This window comes from Bradyrhizobium quebecense, assembly GCF_013373795.3.
GTDB classification, from domain to species: Bacteria; Pseudomonadota; Alphaproteobacteria; order Rhizobiales; family Xanthobacteraceae; genus Bradyrhizobium; species Bradyrhizobium quebecense.
The window spans coordinates 1688749-1706929 of record NZ_CP088022.1; the positions used below are offsets into that span (position 1 = coordinate 1688749).

Annotated in this window: 14 protein-coding genes and 1 pseudogene; 10 read left to right on the top strand and 5 right to left on the bottom strand. The window is 62.8% G+C overall.

What is annotated here, in order from left to right:
• Positions 1-26 precede the first annotated feature (26 nt).
• The 4 genes and pseudogenes from HU230_RS07725 to HU230_RS44025 all read left to right on the top strand — a co-directional run.
• Entirely contained in the window at positions 27-1130 is a 1104-nt protein-coding gene (locus HU230_RS07725) for a glycosyltransferase (protein WP_234633857.1), read from the top strand.
• A gap of 28 nt (positions 1131-1158) precedes the next feature.
• Positions 1159-4074, top strand: a complete 2916-nt coding sequence (locus HU230_RS07730) for an HAD hydrolase family protein (RefSeq protein ID WP_176532194.1) — start codon at positions 1159-1161, stop codon at positions 4072-4074.
• Positions 4075-4157: 83 nt separating this feature from the next.
• Complete coding sequence (locus HU230_RS07735; protein ID WP_176532193.1) at positions 4158-5102, top strand: GumC domain-containing protein; 945 nt, start codon at positions 4158-4160, stop codon at positions 5100-5102.
• A 225-nt stretch (positions 5103-5327) separates the two neighbouring features.
• Positions 5328-5484: pseudogene (locus HU230_RS44025) on the top strand (HlyD family type I secretion periplasmic adaptor subunit); the annotation flags it as partial.
• 126 nt (positions 5485-5610) lie between these two features.
• On the opposite strand, the gene HU230_RS07740 reads toward HU230_RS44025, so the two are convergent.
• Entirely contained in the window at positions 5611-6531 is a 921-nt protein-coding gene (locus HU230_RS07740; RefSeq protein ID WP_176532192.1) for a response regulator transcription factor, read from the bottom strand.
• Between the two features lie 709 nt (positions 6532-7240).
• Between HU230_RS07740 and HU230_RS07745 the strand changes: the two genes are divergently transcribed.
• The 6 genes from HU230_RS07745 to HU230_RS07770 all read left to right on the top strand — a co-directional run bounded on the left by HU230_RS07745 (position 7241) and on the right by HU230_RS07770 (position 13227).
• The gene (locus HU230_RS07745; RefSeq protein ID WP_224943080.1) at positions 7241-7711 is read left to right on the top strand and encodes a LuxR C-terminal-related transcriptional regulator; all 471 of its coding nucleotides are present in this window, start codon (positions 7241-7243) and stop codon (positions 7709-7711) included.
• A 354-nt stretch (positions 7712-8065) separates the two neighbouring features.
• The gene (locus tag HU230_RS07750; protein WP_176532191.1) at positions 8066-9016 is read left to right on the top strand and encodes a PDR/VanB family oxidoreductase; all 951 of its coding nucleotides are present in this window, start codon (positions 8066-8068) and stop codon (positions 9014-9016) included.
• 18 nt (positions 9017-9034) lie between these two features.
• The gene (locus HU230_RS07755; RefSeq protein WP_176532190.1) at positions 9035-10375 is read left to right on the top strand and encodes an aromatic ring-hydroxylating dioxygenase subunit alpha; all 1341 of its coding nucleotides are present in this window, start codon (positions 9035-9037) and stop codon (positions 10373-10375) included.
• Entirely contained in the window at positions 10372-10848 is a 477-nt protein-coding gene (locus HU230_RS07760; RefSeq protein ID WP_176532189.1) for an aromatic-ring-hydroxylating dioxygenase subunit beta, read from the top strand. Before HU230_RS07755 ends, HU230_RS07760 begins: the two co-directional genes overlap by 4 nt.
• Positions 10849-10855: 7 nt before the next feature.
• Entirely contained in the window at positions 10856-12472 is a 1617-nt protein-coding gene (locus HU230_RS07765) for an ATP-dependent acyl-CoA ligase (RefSeq protein ID WP_176532188.1), read from the top strand.
• Between the two features lie 26 nt (positions 12473-12498).
• Positions 12499-13227: an SDR family NAD(P)-dependent oxidoreductase gene (locus HU230_RS07770; RefSeq protein ID WP_176532187.1), complete on the top strand. Its 729-nt coding sequence runs from the start codon at positions 12499-12501 to the stop codon at positions 13225-13227.
• A gap of 11 nt (positions 13228-13238) precedes the next feature.
• On the opposite strand, the gene HU230_RS07775 is transcribed toward HU230_RS07770, so the two are convergent.
• The 4 genes from HU230_RS07775 to HU230_RS07790 are packed head-to-tail and all read right to left on the bottom strand — an operon-like array spanning position 13239 to position 17964.
• Positions 13239-13721 carry a MarR family winged helix-turn-helix transcriptional regulator gene (locus HU230_RS07775; protein WP_092125511.1) on the bottom strand — a complete coding sequence of 161 codons (483 nt, stop codon included), beginning with the start codon at positions 13719-13721 and terminating at the stop codon, positions 13239-13241.
• Positions 13721-14218: a MarR family winged helix-turn-helix transcriptional regulator gene (locus tag HU230_RS07780; RefSeq protein ID WP_234633858.1), complete on the bottom strand. Its 498-nt coding sequence runs from the start codon at positions 14216-14218 to the stop codon at positions 13721-13723. The genes HU230_RS07775 and HU230_RS07780 overlap by 1 nt, the downstream gene beginning before the upstream one ends.
• Positions 14215-15780 carry an indolepyruvate oxidoreductase subunit beta family protein gene (locus HU230_RS07785; RefSeq protein WP_176532185.1) on the bottom strand — a complete coding sequence of 522 codons (1566 nt, stop codon included), beginning with the start codon at positions 15778-15780 and terminating at the stop codon, positions 14215-14217. The genes HU230_RS07780 and HU230_RS07785 overlap by 4 nt, the downstream gene beginning before the upstream one ends.
• Positions 15781-15804: 24 nt before the next feature.
• Positions 15805-17964, bottom strand: a complete 2160-nt coding sequence (locus tag HU230_RS07790; RefSeq protein ID WP_176532184.1) for a thiamine pyrophosphate-dependent enzyme — start codon at positions 17962-17964, stop codon at positions 15805-15807.
• Between the last annotated feature and the right edge of the window lie 217 nt (positions 17965-18181).

Genomic DNA, 18181 nt, shown 5'->3' on the forward strand with positions numbered 1-18181 from the left:
CGCTGCTCAGGGCGCACGGCCACGAGGTGACGCAGTATTGCCTCTCCAACGACACTATCGACGACATGGGGCGTCTGCAGCTCGCGGGCCGCACGATCTGGAGCCGGCAGACCATTGTCGAACTGCGGCGATTGATCCGTCTGCATCGACCGCAGGTCGTTCACTTCCACAACACGTTTCCACTTATGTCTCCGGCCGCCTATTACGCCGCGCATGCCGAGAGCGTTCCCGTGGTGCAGACGCTGCACAACTTCCGTCTTGTTTGCGTCAATGCGCTGCTGTTCCGCGATGGCAAGCCTTGTGAGGATTGCCTCGGCAAGGCGACGCCCTGGCGTGGCGTTGCGCACAATTGCTACCGGCATAGCACGGCGGCGAGCGCGACCGTCGCGGCGATGCTTGCGACTCATCGTCTGCTGGGGACCTGGCAGCACGCCGTCGATGCGTATGTCGCCCTGAGCGCATTCAGTCGCCGGAAGTTCATCGAAGGAGGGCTTCCCGCGGACAAGATCGTGGTAAAGCCCAACTTCCTTTATCCCGAGCCGCGTGTCGGCGTCGGCGATGGCGGCTACGCTGTCTATATCGGCCGGCTTTCCGAGGAAAAAGGCATTCAGGCGCTTCTCGAGGCCTGGCGGCGACTCGAAGTGCCGCTGAAGATCGTGGGCGACGGCCCGCTCGACGGGCTGGTTCGCGAGGCGGCCGCCCGTAACGCGGTGATCGAACGGTTGCACGGCGTGCCCCACGACGACGTCTACGAACTGATCGGTGCCGCGGCGGTGTTGATCCTGCCATCGCAATGTTACGAGGGAGCTCTTCCTCGTGTCGTGATCGAAGCGTTCGCCAAGGGCACACCCGTTATCGTTCCTCGGCATGGCGCGATGGCCGACATCGTCGATGGGCGCAACGGCGCGTGCTTTGCAGCAGGCGATGCAGACGATCTCGCGGCATGTGTGCGCACCCTCTGGTCAGAGGCATCCGCACTGACTGAGATGCGCCGTGCTGCGCGGGAGACGTTTGACCGGCATTTCACCGCTGAAGCCAACTACCAGGCGCTGATGGCGGTCTATGCACGCGCGATCGATCAATATGCCCGACATGATTTGTCCGAAATCGAGGCGGGTTCGGCAGCGTAACCATTCAGGAACCGGAGCCGAAATAGCGATGTTGGTGCTGGAGAGGCAGGCGATAATCGAGCGATCGGCGGTGGCGCTGGACCCGTTGCCGGCCGAGACCGAGTTCTATTCCGCCTATGATTGGTGCCTCGATCCTCATCTGACGGTCGGTGAAGTGAGCGAGCGTCTTGCCGCCGAGCTCGATCGGCTCGGTGATGTCGAACCGGGATGGCAGGCGAGAGAAGTTGCCACAAACGTATATCTGCTTTCATGCTCGCTGTTGAATGGCGTTGACGAATATCTGCGCGGACACACGCTGCGCATACCCTCGCAGTTGGCAAAAGGCCGGCTCGGGCGTCTCGCGTTATCGGCCACCGACAAAGTCGCGCAGAAGTGGCCGCAACGGCACAGGACCCAGCTTCGTCGCTGGAAGGAGGAGTGGCAGAACGGGCTCGAGATACTCCTTGCCGGTCTGATGCGATCGGAGGGCGAGGCGGCACCGTTCGCGGAGGTCATCGGGAAGCTGTCAGCGTTGTTGCGCTGGCAGCTCCCGTCCGGTCTGCTCGACGTTCGCCTCGGCATACCGTCCGCATTCAACCGGCTTGATCTCACGCCCGTTGACGTGTTCGAGCTGGGGCGACAGTTCATGCGGGGCGTTGCCGACAGGTCGCACCCGGTTCTCGTGCTCGGGCTACGAACGGCTGGTACCTACTTTTCCGCGCTGTTGTGCTCCTTCTTCAAGGCCGAAGGTTACGGCCGGATCGCCGCGCTTACGGTGCATCCGAAGAAGGGCCCGAGCGAATGGGAGCGCAGGCAGTTGTCGGAGTACGCCCGCAAGGGCTTCACGCTCGTAATTGTGGACGATCCGCCCAATTCGGGAGGCACGATCGTTCTTGCCGTCGATATCGCGCGTCAGGCGGGCTTCGACCTTTCCAAGATAAAGGTGCTGGTGCCGACGCATCCGGCAACGTCCGGTTGGGCTGCGGCGTTGCCTGACGACTTGGTGATCACGCTCGAGCCGGAGCGCTGGCGAAAGCAGCAGCTACTTGATCCCCGGATGGTCGCGGAAAGATTGGCCGAATATCTTGCGCCGCGCGGGTTCACCGATGTTCAGGTGCTCGATAGCTGGCGGGCGGAGGAACTCGATGGTGGTCTGCAGCACAGCGCGAGCGGCAAGCGAGGCGCGACGCTGAGGCGGATATTCAAGGTGCAGCTGCAGACTGCGCAAGGCGACCGCGAGGTCCGTCATTTCGTGGCGAAGAGCGTTGGACTGGGATACCTCGGTTACCCGGCGTTCCTTGTCGCGCAGCGGCTGTCCGAGTTCGTTGCGCCGATCCTTGGGCTGCGTGACGGCATCCTCTACAGCGAGTGGCTGCCGCAGCAGCAGGCCGCCATGGATTTCGGATTGAATCGCGATTCCTGGATCGACAAGGTGGCCTGCTACGTTGCCGCGCGCACCCGTCTCCTGGCCCTGCCGAAGTCGCGTGTCGCTGGCAAGGCCGTGCACGAGAACGGTTGGACGCTGCTGGCCGAGGCGTTCGGCCGCGCATATGGTGATTTCGTGCTCGACATACCGATGCGGTCATTGATCCAGCAGCGACTTTATCGATTGCATTGCCCGTGTCCCACGCTGATCGATGGCAACATGGGAGCTGCCGAGTGGATCGTGGGCAGGACGGGGTTGTTGAAGACGGGCTATTTTGGGCATGGCCTCGGCAAGACCCTGCTGAACAGCGTCGATCCGGCTTACGACCTCGCGGACGCCATCTTGAGCTTCGAGCTGTCGCCCGACGAGGAGGAGCGATTGGTCCGCCGTTACGTCGAGCATTCCGGCGACGCGTCGGTTGCAGACCGGCTCTTCATCAATAAGCTGCTGGCCGGCGTGTGGGCAATGGAGACGGCGCAGGAGAACCTCTTCAGTGTCGTGCAGTGCGGCAAACAGCAGCAGGAGCAGCACCGGCGCTTCCTCGGCGCGTGGGATTTCCTGACTGCACAGACCGCCAAGTTCTGCGGTGCGCGATGTCGGCCGTCGCGAGCGGTGTCTTGGCACTCGCCGCTTGTCTTCCTCGACATCGACGGCGTCATGGACCGGCGCATCTTCGGTTATCCTTGCACGACGGCGGCCGGCATCGAGGCTCTTTCCCTGCTGTCGAAGCACGGCTGTTCGGTCGCGCTCAACACGGCGAGGTCGGTCTACGAGGTCAAGGACTATTGTGAAGCGTACGGGCTGGCCGGTGGCGTGGCGGAGAACGGCGCTTACTTGTGGGACGCCGTTGCCGGGCACGGATTGCCGCTGATCGATCAGGACACGCTGGTTCAGCTCGATGAACTCAGGAGAGCGCTGCGGGAACTTCCCGGCGTTTTTCTCGACGAGCGCCACAGATATTCCATCCGGGCCTACATGATCGAGAAGAAATCCCAGAGCCTGCTATCGCGGATGCGCCGCTTCAGCATCGGTCAGGGCGTTCCGGTCCCGCTGCCAACGCTGATCGTGCGTGATCTGATCGCGACGCTGCAGCTCGACCGGCTCTGCTTCCGCCAAACCACGAGCGATACCGCCGTGGTGGCAAAGAACGTCAACAAGGGGACGGGCCTGACGGCCCTGCGCGATCGGGTCTTGGGACCGGACGTCGAGACCATTGCGATCGGCGACACCGAAGCCGACCTGCCGATGTTTCGGTCGGCTACGCGCAGCTTTGCTCCGGCGCAAATCCGCTGCAAGCAAGAGGCGCGGCTGCTCGGCTGCACGATCTCGCGCTATTCCTATCAGCGGGGTCTGCTCGATATAGTCGGCGCTCTTGTCGACCGAAAGGCTGACGGGAGCGCTGGCCGGATAGAACCAGCCGGCCAATCCGACGGCGAGCACCTGTTTCTGGATCTGCTCAGGGTAGCCGACCGCCTTCAGGCCCGCGCGCTGGTCGGTGCGCTTTTCAACAGGGCCGCTTTCAGGATTTTCATACGATGACGTCACTGAGCCATCGACTATTGGCCAACCGCCTTGGCCACGCGCAAAGATCGGGAACTCGCACCCGTTCGGGAGATCAGGAAATGTTTGTCGAGACAGGCGCGATCAACGCCCCCCGCATACATTATGAGCAGGTCGTACATGATGCGCTGGGTGTCGTATGGAGGCACCGGCAGCTCGTCATGATAACTGTCGTGCTTGCGCAGGCAGCCTTTCTGGTTGCGTTCATGTTTATGGCATCGCGATACACCGGCGAAGCCACCATTCAGCTCGATTTTGTGCGCAACGAAAATATTGCCGGCGAGAGGCTGCAATCGACAGCGGCCGTCGATGCGGCTGCCGTCGTTGACAGCTCGGCGCGCATCATCCGGTCGCGCGGCACCGCAAGCGCGGTCGTGTCGGCGCTGCGGCTCGACCAGGACCCCGACTACGCGCGCCCGGGCCGCCTGGAGCGAGCGCTCTCCCATGTCTGGCCGTATCTCGGGGCTCATCCCGTGCCAACGCCGCGCGAACTCGCGATCACACGCCTCATGAAGCAGATCACCGTTACCAACGATCCGCGGTCTTATTTGATCGCGATCGCGGTGACCACGTCGAACCCGCAGCGCGCGGCCAACCTGGCGAATTGGGTTGCGTCCGAATATCTGCGCGGGCGGCTGCGCGCACAGGCGACGGAGGCGTACGCTGCGGCCGAGCGGGAATTGGCCGGGCTTTCGGCCGTATTGGGTCCGCGTCATCCCACCTATGTCGGCGCTCAAGCCAAACTCGAACGTCTGAAGGAGGCAATGGAGGGCGCGGAGAAGAATCCTGCGTTCGACAACCAGGACAGCGCGCCGGCGCGTGACATGGTCAGGTCTGCTGCTGGTCAAACGCTACTGCCTGCGGAAGCGGTGATGGTACCCTCCGGTCCCAACGGTCCGCTGCTGTTCGCGCTGACGCTCCTCGCTGCACTGGCGCTCGGTGGCCTGCTGTCGCTGCTCGCCGAAAGACGCCAACGACGACGGCTTGCCGGGCCGCAGGGCCATTGAGGAGGTTGCTTCTATCAAGCAATCACCACCTCGCATGGCCCGGTGACGTCAACGAGCGATGAACGCCCAAGGTCAGTTCCGACGACTATCATTGAGCGATCCTGATCGCCGTTGATCGTCGCATTGAGTCCGCGTCCGTCGGCGGGGGATAGATCAAATCGAGGCGAACGGGGCTCGAGCGCGGGCGATGCGTTGGTGCGCGGTCATTCGTGAATCTCGCTTGCGTCGTTCGGCCGCACGCAGATGCAGGTGGAGGATAAGCTGGTCAAGCTCGGTCCTGGCATGCTGACGGTTGAGATCAAGACAGGCAGGCGCCGGATCATCGGTTACCTGCTTCTTGCCGCCGGCGAGGCAACAGCATGAAACATTGTGGGAAGGATAGACGAGCCGTCTGCGCTGGCGCTGACCTCGGCATCGGTCATCGCGCATCGCATTCCGTTGATGCGGCTCGCAGGCCGAGGGACATCCCGCCGGGGTTACCCGGGGAGATGTCAACGGGAAGGTTCAGCTATTTGCGAAGCCGGATCGCCTCGTCGATCTTCGAACTGCCGTTGTGGGCGTGACCGTTCGTAATCGGCACTTCAAAATAGTTCGCCGTGTGGTCGAGCGCGCCAAGTGGCGCCGGCCGGCCCGCTCTTGCGATCTTGGGAATTTCCCGCTTCGGCCGGAGAGGTCGTTCGGCATCGTTCGCGTGGGGCGCCGACCCGTGGCTATTCGGCCATGCCGCAGGGCGATGGTGCAAGCCCCAGATCGCGGCCTGCGTTCTGTTCTGGACCCTGATCTTGCGAAGGATCGCCTTGATGTGAACCTTCACCGTGGCTTCGGCAATATTGATCTTGCGGGCGATGCACTTGTTGGAATCGCCCTCGATCAGGCACTGCAGAATCGAGATTTCCCGGGGCGAAAGTTGCCGAGCAAGCCTGTCGTCCGGTTCTGCGGCGGCAGGATCGTCATTATTGGGGGCGGGCGTATCCTCCGCATCGCGTTCTTCGGCGTCGAGTGCGGACGTCAGGAACGCCGGCGGGAAGACGGTGCCACCCATCATCACGAGTTCGATGGACTTGATGAACGCGTCGCAATTCATCACGTCGATGAAGTATCCGGTGGCACCGGCCCGAAGTGCGACAGCCAGGTCGCTCACACGATATTGATCCGCGACTACGGCGACGCGCCCATCGGCGTGACGGCGCCTGAAGGACTCGATTTGCTCGATTGTCGGGCGGAAATCGTCGCCGGTGTGAACAATGAGGAGCAACAATGCCTGATTGGTTGCGGCCTTCTTGGGCGTGTCGTCGCCAAGCAAATCGTCGGCATCGGATATCGAAGTCAGGACTTGAAAACTCTCCGAATTCAGAATTCTGGCAAGACCTTCCTTACGAAGACTATTTTCACCAACAAGTACAATAGCAAAAGGATATCGTCGTCTCATGGAAATTCTCCCGGACGCTACAATGAAACAATGGGCGGGTCGGTTGAATCCGGCTCATTTGTTGATCATCACCCAGCTAAAAAGAACGACGTATGCAAAACGCTTCCTCGGATTTGTCCGATCGGACCAACGAATCTGAGGACGAAAAAGTCTTGAGCGCACTCTAAATATTTAAGAATGTTAGATGCTAATCCCCAATATCCCTATATACCTTTGGTTATAGTCATTGCCTCAGATGTCGTCCGTCGTTTCAGATGTCGATCATCATGAGAAAGAGCCGCCACCACCCTTAGGGCGCGCGCGCGGGGCACCTTTGAGAAACACCCGCTCTGGGTGAGTAGGTCAGGCGCTGCGATCATGCGTTGCTGAAACTATGCCTGTTGGCACGCTTAGGGCAGTAAATTCACGGGGCGTCCGCGACAACAAAACCTTACGGAAAAGTGTCATATTGGAGTAGCTTATTAATCAATTGGGCGCGGAGCTGATCTGGAGGGGCTACGGAGCTGAACTGGAGGGACTGAGGGATTGGTCGTAAATGCATTTCAGTCGTGTGGTGATTGCTAGCAGATATCCAGTTGTTTTATTGGGTCTGAATTGCCTGCTCGAAGCAGAACGTGATTTCAAGGTTGTTGCTCGTTGCAATGATGCTGCGAGTTGTTTCGAAGCAGTACGGGGTCTAGCGCCCGACATAGCCATTTTGGACATGTCGATGCCTGACATTTTTGAACAGGCAACGATCGACATTGGAAATTCCGCGACGTGTGCCGCGCGCCTCGTCTTTCTCGCTACCTCGGTTGAGGATCGGGATCTGGCGATGCTGGCGGCGGCCGGAGCGTACGGCGTTATGCTCCACGACGAGGAGCCAGAGACGCTTATCCAAACATTGCGGCAGGTCGCGGACGGTCAGAAGATGCTGCCGCCGCCCTCGTGCGAGGAAGCGATCTCCCGTGCTCAGACCGCGATGCCGGAGAAGTATCTTGCAATGCTGACGGAGCGCGAGCGTCAGATCATGAACCTGGTTTCGGAGGGGCTGTCGAACAAGGAGATCGGCCGCCGTCTGAAGGTGGCCGACGGCACCATCAAGGTTCATTTGCACCACATCTTCCGCAAGCTCGAGATCAGCAACAGGACAATTCTGGCGACGCTCGCCGTCCACTATGCCGGGCCAGGCGGCGTGTAACGGTCGCGCGTCCTTGCAACTGAAACTGCCGCGGGCACGTCATCGCGATCGCCCGATCGGTGGCGCATCGATGGTGACCGCCCTGGATCGTCAGCTGGGTCGGCCGTCCCCGTAATCCAAAAATATTGCAGCCCGAGCCGAGGGCGACCGCGCTCAGTTGTCGTGCGCATCCCGCGATTTTTCGCAGGGGCGGCGATCGATGGCGGCTTGCCGGCCGAACTGACTGTGCGCGCGACGAACGCGGCGAACTGCTTGCCTTGGCTCCCCAGTTCCGGCCCTCCGCCGGGTCGGCGATTGACAGGTAATTATTACATGTATAAAAATATGCAAATTCATATAATATGAGCTGCCCGAATGGACGCGCATCCGCTCAAGCTCAAAGTGCAGTCGATCGTTGCGGAGACGCCTGTCATTCGCAGCGTCGTGTTCGGTGTGGAGGGCGGTGCTGTTACGGAGTGGCAAGCGGGCGCGCACATTCGCGTGTTGCTGCCGGGCGGGGGAGATCGGCCGTACTCCCTGATGGCATTGCCGGACCTGCCTGAGGGCGCTGTTGCGCTGGGGGTGCTGCGCGAGGAGACGTCGACCGGCGGCTCGCAGTTCATGCATGCCCTTCAGGTCGGCGACGTCGTCAGCGCGACCGCGCCGGTCAACAATTTCGGTCTTCATGAGGGCGCCGCGCCGGCGTTGCTGTTTGCCGGCGGCATCGGGGTTACGCCGATCCTGTCCATGGCGGCGGTGCTGAAGGCGCAGGGAACCTGGTTTCGCCTGCACTATGCCGGACGAATGCCGGGGCTGCTGGCGTTCCTGCCGCAGTTGCAGGCGATCTGTTCGGACGGCCTGGCGGTCCACTACGACAGCGATGCGTCCCGCCTCGATATCGCGGCAGCGCTTGGCGAGGCGCCCGCAGATGCCCACGTCTATGTCTGCGGGCCTGCCGGCATGATTGACGCAGTGAAGGCAGCGGCGCTCGCCAGGGGCATCCCGGCAGGCCGCATCCATTTCGAGCTGTTCAATGCGGGGCCGGCCAGCTCCCCGAACCAACCGTTCGAGGTCGAGGTCAAGTCGACCGGGCAGGTCATCACGGTCGCGACCGATCAGAGCATCATCGAGGCGCTCGAAGCGGCGGGGCTCGACGTGCTCTATGATTGCCGGCGGGGCGATTGCGGCATCTGCCAGTGCGGTGTGATCGCCGGCGTGCCCGATCATCGCGACGTCATTCTCAGCGACGACGAGAAGGCGTCCAACAAGGTCATGCAGATCTGCGTGTCGCGTGCGAAGTCGGACCGGCTGGTGTTGGATCTCTGAGAGGAGGCAAGAGGCGCCATGGCGAAATACGGAAAGAATCCCCGCGCGATCGGCGGGCTTGTGCGCGACGCCGAGGTGCATCGCGACGTCTATGTCGATCCCGAGGTCTTCGATCTCGAGATGGAGCATCTGTTTCCCAACAGCTGGATCTATGTCGGGCATGCCAGCCAGTTGTCGAAGGCCGGCGACTTCATCACCGCCAATATCGGCCGGCAGCCAGTGGTGGCCAGCCGCCATACCGACGGTTCGATCCACCTGTTCTACAATCGCTGTCCGCACAAGGGCGTCAAGATCGCCTCCGAGCCGTGCGGCAATACCGGAAAATTCTTCCGCTGTCCCTATCATGCCTGGTCGTTCAAGACCGACGGCTCGCTGCTCGCGATCCCGCTGAAGAAGGGCTACGAGGGCACCGGCTTTACCGACACCCAGGCCAACGACGGGCTGTCGCGGATCAAGAATGTCGTCGTTTACCGGGATTTCATTTTCGCGCGCCTGAGCGAAAGCGGCGTCGGCTTCGAAGACTATTTTGGTGAAAGCCTCTCGACCATCGACAACATGGTCGACCGTTCGCCGGAGGGGAAGCTGGCCGTCGAGGCCACGCCGATCCGCTACATGCACACCTGCAATTGGAAGATGCTGGTCGAGAACCAGACCGACACCTGCCATCCCATGGTGGCGCATGAGAGCTCGGCCGGCACCGCCATCAAGGTCTGGCAACGCGAACAGGGCAATTCCACGGAGACGCCGATGGCGGTGCAACTCTATGGGCCGTTCATGAGCCCGTACGAGTTCTACGAGCAGAGCGGCATCCGGATCTGGCCCAACGGTCATGGCCATACCGGCGTCGCCAATTCCATCCATTCGAACTATTCGGATGTCGAAGGCTATCTCGGCCAGATGGTCGCAGCCTATGGCGAGAAGCGGGCCCACGAGATCCTCGGAGAGGTCCGGCACAACACCGTCTATTTCCCGAACATCATGGTCAAGGGCGCAGTGCAGATCCTCCGCAATTTCATCCCGATCGCGGTGGACCGGACGCTGGTGGAGAGCTGGGTCTATCGTCTGGTCGGCGCACCCGACAAGCTCTACGAGCGGGCGCTGATGTACAATCGCTTCATCAACGCACCGACCTCGATCGTCGGGCACGACGATCTCGAAATGTATGAACGGGCCCAGGAAGGGCTGAAGTCGAACGGCAACCAATGGGTCAATCTGCGCCGGCTCTACGAGAGCAACGAAGCGCCTGACGTCACCGCCGTCATCAACGGCACGTCGGAGCGCCAGATGCGGAACCAGTTTCATGCCTGGGCCAAATTCATCACCATGGACATGGACCAGCCGGTCGAGGCCGCGGAATGATCAGCGAAAAGACCATCACCGATTTCATCTATCGGGAAGCCGACCTCCTCGACACGATGCAATGGCAGGCGTGGCTCGATCTGTTCCATCCGGAAGGACGCTACTGGATGCCGCTGGAATGGCAGCAGCAGGATCCGGTGCTGCAGCCGTCGCTGATGTACGAAGACCTGTTGCTGATGAAGGTGCGCATCGAGCGATTGGCCGGCGAACGCACCTTCAGCCAGAAGCCGAAGAGCCGCTGCCATCACCTGCTGCAGGCGCCGCAGATCCTGGTGTGCGACCCGGCGGCCGGCACATTCAAAGCACGGACGTCCTTTCTCTACACCGAGACGCGCGGCGACACGCTGGAACGCTTTTCGGGATGGGCGTCGCACGATCTGGTTCCGGTCGGCGATGAACTCAAGATCAGGCTCAAGCGCATCGATCTGGTGAATTTCGACGCGCCGTTCGGCAATATCCAGCTTTTTATGTGAGTGCGCCTTGACCTCAGCGACCACCGTCTACGCCCGCTTCCGCGAGACCGCCCTGCGCCGCGGGGAATCCGGGTTTCTCAACGTGCTGCCCGAGACGGCCGAGATCTACGGCATCGCGGCCGGGGAGATCTCGTACCGCGCCATGCTCCAACGCGTGGAGCGCTGGCGCGCGGCATTTGCAGACCGCGGTTACGGTGAAGGCCATCGGGTCGGGTTGCTGCTCCAGAACAGGCCGGTGTTCGTCGAGCTGTGGTTCGCGCTGAACGCGCTCGGCGTTTCCGTGGTGCCGATCAACACGGATCTGCGGGTCAGCGAGCTCGAATACATCATCGCGCATTCCGAGATGAATGCTGCATTCGTGCTTGCCAAACGACGCGACGAGGTCGAGACGGCGGCGCGCCAAGCCGGCCGGCCGATTCCGGTCGCGACCGACAGCGACGATGTTCCAGCCCCGTTCGGTGGCGCGCGGCCGGCGAACGCCGGCGACGGTTCGAGCGAATGCGCGCTGCTCTATACGTCGGGGACGACGGGCCAGCCCAAGGGCTGCGTGCTGACCAACACCTACTTCCTGTATTCCGGAGACTGGTATCGCGATGTCGGCGGATTGATCGATCTCAGAGGTGATGGCGAGCGCATGATCACGCCGCTGCCGCTGTTCCACATGAACGCGATGGCGGTGTCGCTGATGGCGATGCTGTCGGTCGGCGGCAGCCTGACGATGCTCGATCGCTTCCATCCGCGTAGCTGGTGGAAATCGGTGCGCGACAGCCGGGCGACCTGCCTGCATTATCTCGGCGTCATGCCCTCGATGCTGATGAGCGCGCCGCCGGCGCATGAAGACCGCGCGCACAGCGTGCGGTTCGGCTTCGGCGCCGGCGTCGACAAGCTGCTGCACGCGCCGTTCGAGGAGCGCTTCGGTTTTCCGCTGCTCGAGGCCTGGGCGATGACCGAGACGGGAAGCGGCGGCGTGATCGCCGCCAATGTCGAGCCACGGAAAGTCGGCACAAGCTGTTTCGGACGTCCGGCGCCCGAAGTCGAGGTGCGGATCATCGACGACGGCGGCAACGATGCGACGGTCGGAATACCGGGCGAGCTCTTGGTGCGGCGGGCGGGGGATGATCCCCGCTACGGCTTCTTCAGCGAGTACCTGAAGAACCCGGAAGCCACCGCCGAGGCCTGGAAGGACGGATGGCTCCATACCGGAGATATCGTGTCGCGCGATCATGATGGCGATCTTCATTTCGTCGACCGCAAGAAGAACGTGATCCGCCGCTCTGGCGAGAACATCGCCGCGGTCGAGGTCGAATCCGTCCTCAACCGCCATACGGCGATCCGGCAGGCCGCGGTGGCGGCGACACCCGATCAGGTGCGCGGCGACGAGGTCGCGGCGGTCATCATCGCGGAGCAGCCGGGAGCGGACCGCGCGCTTGCCGAGGACATCCTGCGCTGGAGCCTGGAGCAGATGGCCTATTACAAGGCGCCGGGCTGGATCTCGTTCGTCGATCAACTGCCATTGACCGCGACCGAGAAGATCCAGCGCGGCGGATTGAAGGATTTCGTCGCGAAGCTGATGCGCGATGGCGCGTTCTTCGATCTTCGCGACCTCAAGCGGCGGCAGGAGTGACACGTGGCGTTCGCAGGGAGCCGATCATGAGCCAGACCCGCACCACACTCATCACCGGAGGCAATTCCGGCATCGGCGAGGCCTTGGCAAAAAAGCTCATCGACGAAGGACAGCGGGTCGTGTCGGTCGGCCTTGAGAAGCCGGACTGGACCCACGATCTGCTCACCGCCTATCGCGCAGACCTGACCAGCCTCGAGGAGACGCGGGCCATTGCCGAGGAGATCTGCCGGGATCATGCGGTCGATTGCCTCGTGCACAATGCCGGAATCATCCTGCCGAACCTGCTGGCCGATGCGAGGCCGGAAGACATCCTGACGCTGGCGCAGTTGCACCTGGGCGCACCGATGCTGCTGACCCAGGCGGCGATGGAGGGGATGCGATCGCGGCGGTTCGGCCGAATTGTGTTCGTGAGTTCGCGCGCCGCCATGGGCGCAGCGACGCGCTCGGCCTATTCCGCGACCAAGGCCGGCGTGCACGGCATGGCGCGGACATGGGCGCTGGAGCTGGCGTCGAGCGGGATCACGGTGAACGTGGTCGCACCAGGCCCGATCCTGACCGACAATTTCTGGGGCATCATCCCGAAGGACTCCGAGCAGCAGGAGCGGATGGCGCGCAACGTTCCGGTCGGGCGGCTCGGGACGCGCGAGGACGTGGCGCACGCGATCAGCTTCTTCCTCGACGAGCGCTCGGACTTCGTGACCGGACAGGTGCTCTACGTCTGCGGCGGCACCAGCCTTGCCGGCCTCAGCCCTTGATCGTGAGCGGATCAGATCTGATTCTGGCGGATGTTCTCGACCATCTTGGCGAGCACGCGGGCGCACACCTCGATCTCGTCGGGATCGATACCGACGGTCAGCCGGTCGTAGTTGTTCTCCATGATGGGCCAGATCTTTCGCAGCAGGGCCTCACCGTCCGCCGTCAATCCGACGACGCGGCGACGCTGGTCTTCTTCCGCGATCTCGCGCTTGACGAGACCCGATGACACCATCGACTCGACCATGCGGCTCGCGGTCGACTGCTCGGTGACGGCCAGAACGGCGATCTCGTTGACGGTCAGGGTCTTGTAGATGAACAGGACCGACAACGTCCGGAACACGACGTTGTTGATGTTGTGCTCGCTGAGATCACGGTTCTGATCGAGGTTCCAGCGATTGGCGAGCCGGTTGAAGAGATAGGGAATGTAGCTTTGCAGCTGGTCCCGCGTCCGCGGTGGACCGGATTTCCATCTGCTCCTGGAGTCTTTGGCCATTATTTCTTGCGACCCTGCTTCTTGCTTTCGCTGCCAAGTTTCGAGGAGAGGGACCGCAGCACCGATAGTGCAGCCTCCAGCTCCTGGGCGGGGATACTTTCGAGCCGTTCGCTGAGATGCCTCTTGTGCACGTCGGCTGCCTTCCTGAACAGTGCTTCGCCCTTCGGCGTCAGGCGCACGATGAACGACCGGCGGTCCTCGCTCGACATCTCCTTGCTGATGAGGTCGTCAGCCAGCAGGCGCTGCACCAGGCCCGAGACGTTGCCGCCCGACACTTTCAGGTTCTGCGACAACTGGCCGAGCGCCATTCCGTCCCGGTAGCGATCGAGCTGGGCCAGCACGTCGAACTTTGCCAGCGACAAGGCGAATTCCGAGCTCAGCATGGAATTCAGCGACGCAAACAGCTCGCCATGCAGGGACAGCAGTTGCAGCCACAGCCGGGTTTCAATCTGCCCGAACACGGGAGCCGTGCTCTCTTTGAGTGCTGCCGGCATCATGCAAAGCTCTTGATGGTCTGGATCACGCCGTCGAGCTCCTTGCCTTCGCTGTCCTTCAGCGCGGCTTCCCGCAGCCGGCGCGCCCAGTCGGCGGCATCGTCGCGCGGTGCGACCAGCTTGATCGCGGCCAGCGTCTTGTCGAATTTCGACAGGCCGCGGCTGTGGGTGTCGGAATAGCCCTTGACCAGGCGCCGGCATTGCAGGATCTCGACGCCCAACTGATAGTTGGCTCGCACTGCCTCGGTCGCGGCCTTGAGCCATTCGTCCCGATGAGCGGTCTCGATGGCGTGACGCAGCGAGCGGCGGCGTATGCCGCGGAGTCCGCCGACGACATAGAGCGCGAGGAACCAGGGCAGCGAGTAGGTCCGCACCCGGCGTCCCTTGTTGACGCGACGGTCGAGCCAGCCGAGGAGGCGCGGCTTGGCGCCGAGCCAGCGGCCAAAGCCCACTGGGAGCATGCCCATGACCTCTTCCATGCGGGGATGCATGAACTCGGTGGTCTGGAGCACCTGGCCCTCGGACAATTCGAGTTCGCCCTCGATCCGCGCACGGCGGCCGGATCTGGTCTTGAGGTCGGCAACGCGGATGACGTCATCATAGGCCATGGCGTTGGCAAGATATTTTGCGGCGGCCTGGGTGAAGGCAAAACCTCGCCCGGCGCCACCGCAGCTGCGATCGGCGGCGTGGAGCTTGCCGAGGATGTCGAGATATTCGCCGCCATAGGCGACGTCCTGGAAATCGACGACCTTCTTCAGCCCGGCGCGGCCCATCGCCTGCACGGCCTCCGGCAACTGCTGCGTCAGCCGGGCGGCGAGGCCGGCAAGACGGGGATCGAGGGCTGCCGGGGAGGGAGGCGCGTCAGTCACCTCCGATTGCGCCGGCGGCGCCGGGTCGGGAGATTTCGACTGCACCCGGTCAAACGCAGCCTCGAACGCGCGGACGCTGGCCTGCGCGCCTTTGTCGCCGGCGCGGATGACGTCGAGATAGCTCTCGCGACTAAAGCTCAGCACGCCGGCGCCCGCGAGCGCGCCGAACATCGCCGCCGAGATCACGCTGCCATTGGCGATCGCCAGCGCGTTCATGTCGAAGATGATCTCGGTCTTGGCGGCGACCCCGATGGCGCCGGTCACCGCGCCCCCGTCGGCGATGCCGTTGCCTGGCGCGATCTTCTCGCCGATCGCGAACGTCCGGTGATTGGATGCGATCAACGTGGTGCGGTCAGGCGTTACCAGGCCGCGCAAGATCGAGCGGCCGGCTTCCATGAATTCCGCCGCCATCACCACGTCGACGTCGCCGGGCGTCGGCATCAGCGACAGGATCGGCTTGCGGCCATCGAGCGGCGGCATCGCCTCGATATAGTAGATCGTGGCGCCGGTGCGCTGGGCGACGCCGGGCACCGATGTCGACTGCGCGACCCAGCCATGGTTCTCGGCGAGCTGGACGATCCAGTCGGTCAGGACGCCGCCGCCCTGGCCGCCCATCGCGACGATCGCGATCGAGATCGGCCGCTCGGTCGCGTCACCTGCGGCGGGAAGCGCCAGCTGGACCGTTTCGTCTCTCATGCCAGAGCTTTCATGCCAAAGTTCTCATGCTAAGGCCTCGAGCGCCGGACGCCGGCGATCACGCCGCCGTTGCAGCCAGCCGATCACGGCCATGGCGACCCTCGACTTGAACTTGTCCCAGCCGGTCGGATTGTGAATGACGTCTGCGCGATAGAACGACGGACACAGCACCGCCGCGTCCGCGACCTCGCCGCAATTGCCGCAACCGACGCAGGAATTGTCGATGGCCGCAACGGGATCGTCGCGCAAGGGATCGTCGAGCTGCTTGACCGAGAGCGACGGGCAGCCGGAGAGGCGGATGCAGGCGTGGTCGCCGGTGCAGACGTCCTCGTCGACGCCGAAACGTTCCTTGACGGTGCGAACGCCGTCCTTGATCGCCTTGCTGATCTGCGGCCTCACGCGGCGCTGCTTGTTCAGCATGCATTCGGAGGACGCGACGATGACCTTTGGGCCTTCCTCCTTGGTCGTCAGCGCCTCTTTCAGCGTGTCGCGCATCCGGCCGACATCGTAGGTACGGTCGATCTGCCGCACCCATTGCCCGCCGATGCCCTTCACGGCCTGCACGATCGAGTTGTTGGTGTTTCGCCGCTTGCTCGTCGCGCGCGACGACAGGATGTCCTGACCACCGGTCGCCGAGGTGTAGTAATTGTCGACGATGATGAAGACGCCGTCATGCTTGTTGAAGACGGCGTTGCCGATGCCGCTGGTCAGCCCGTTGTGCCAGAAGCCGCCGTCGCCCATCACGGCGATCGAGCGCTTGTCGGCCTTGACGTTGAAGGCCGAGGTCGAGGCCGGGCCAAGGCCAAAACCCATGGTCGTCGCGCCGATGTTGAAGGGCGGCAGGATCGAGAACAGGTGGCAGCCGATGTCGGCGGAGACGTGGTGCTGGCCGAGCTCGCTCTCGACGAGCTTCATGGCGGCGAAGATCGGCCGTTCCGGACAGCCGGTGCAAAGGCCGGGCGGACGCGCCGGCACGACGTGCTTCAGCTTCTCGACCTCGGGGTGGCTGAGCACGGGGCTCGCGTCCGGCGCCGGTGGCCGATTGCCGAGCAGCCTCGGCTCGGTTTTCTCGATGAACTCGCGCACGCCGCCGAGCAGCACCTGCGCGGTATAGTCGCCGCCCATCGGCAGCACGTCCTTGCCGTGGATGCGCGCCTGGATATCCTTGCGGCGCAGCACCGTGTTGATCGCCTGCTCCAGATATTCCGGCTGGCCTTCCTCGACGATCAGGATGGCGTCCTTGTCGAGGCAGAACTCGGCGACCTCCGTGTCGATCACAGGGTAGGTGACGTTCATGACGTAGAGCGGGACCTGCGTGTTGCCGTAGGCATCCGACAGCCCGAGATATTGCAGCGCGCGGATGACGTTGTTGTACATCCCGCCCTGCATGATGATGCCGACCTTGCCCTGCTTCGGCCCCATCCATTCATTCAGCCTTTGGTCGCGGACGAAGTTGATGGCCGCGGGCATCCGCGTCTTGATCTTCTCCTGCTCATGCTCGTAGGCCGCCGGCGGCAGCACGATGCGGCCGACGTCGCGCTTCGGATTGTTCAGGGCGTCCTTGATGGTGTGGGCCGGCCTGACATTGTCCTTGCAGGCAAAGCTGCCGTGCATGTGGCAGGCGCGGACGCGCACCTCCAGCATGACAGGGGTGTTCGAGGCTTCCGAGAGCTCGAAGCCCTTCTCGATCAGGTTGACGATGCATTCATGGTCAGGACGGGGATCCAGCAGCCAGATCTGCGATTTCATCGCAAAGGCATGGGTGCGCTCCTGCATGATCGAGGAGCCTTCGCCGTAATCCTCTCCGACGATGATCATCGTGCCGCCGGTAACGCCGCCGGAGGCGAGATTGGCCAGCGCGTCGGAGGCGACATTGGTGCCGACCGTCGACTTCCACGCGACCGCGCCGCGCAGCGGATACATGACGGAGGCCGACAGCATCGCCGCCGCTGCCGCTTCATTGGCGGAGCTCTGGAAGACGACGCCGAGATCGTCGAGCACGTCCTTGGCGTCGGCCAGCACGTCCATCAGGTGCGAGATCGGCGAGCCCTGATAGCCGCCGACATAAGCAACGCCGGATTGCAGAAGTGCCTTGGTGATGGCGAGGATGCCTTCGCCGCGGAAGGTGTCGCCGTCGCCGAGCCGGAGATCCTCGACCTCGCGAGCAAAAGACCGTTCAGCCATTGCACCCTCCAGAAATATGCGATAGCATACGTTTACATGTAAAGTAAGTCAACGCTGCGCCTTCGCTGTCAGGCTTTGCGGAGCTCTGCTCCGGTCGGCGAGTATGAGCCAGCGACAGGGTAGGGCCAATGCTGAAGCTGCCGCGCTTTAGAGCCGCCGCCGTCCAGGCTTCTCCTGTCTATCTCGACGCGAGCGCTACGTCACGAATCGCGAACTC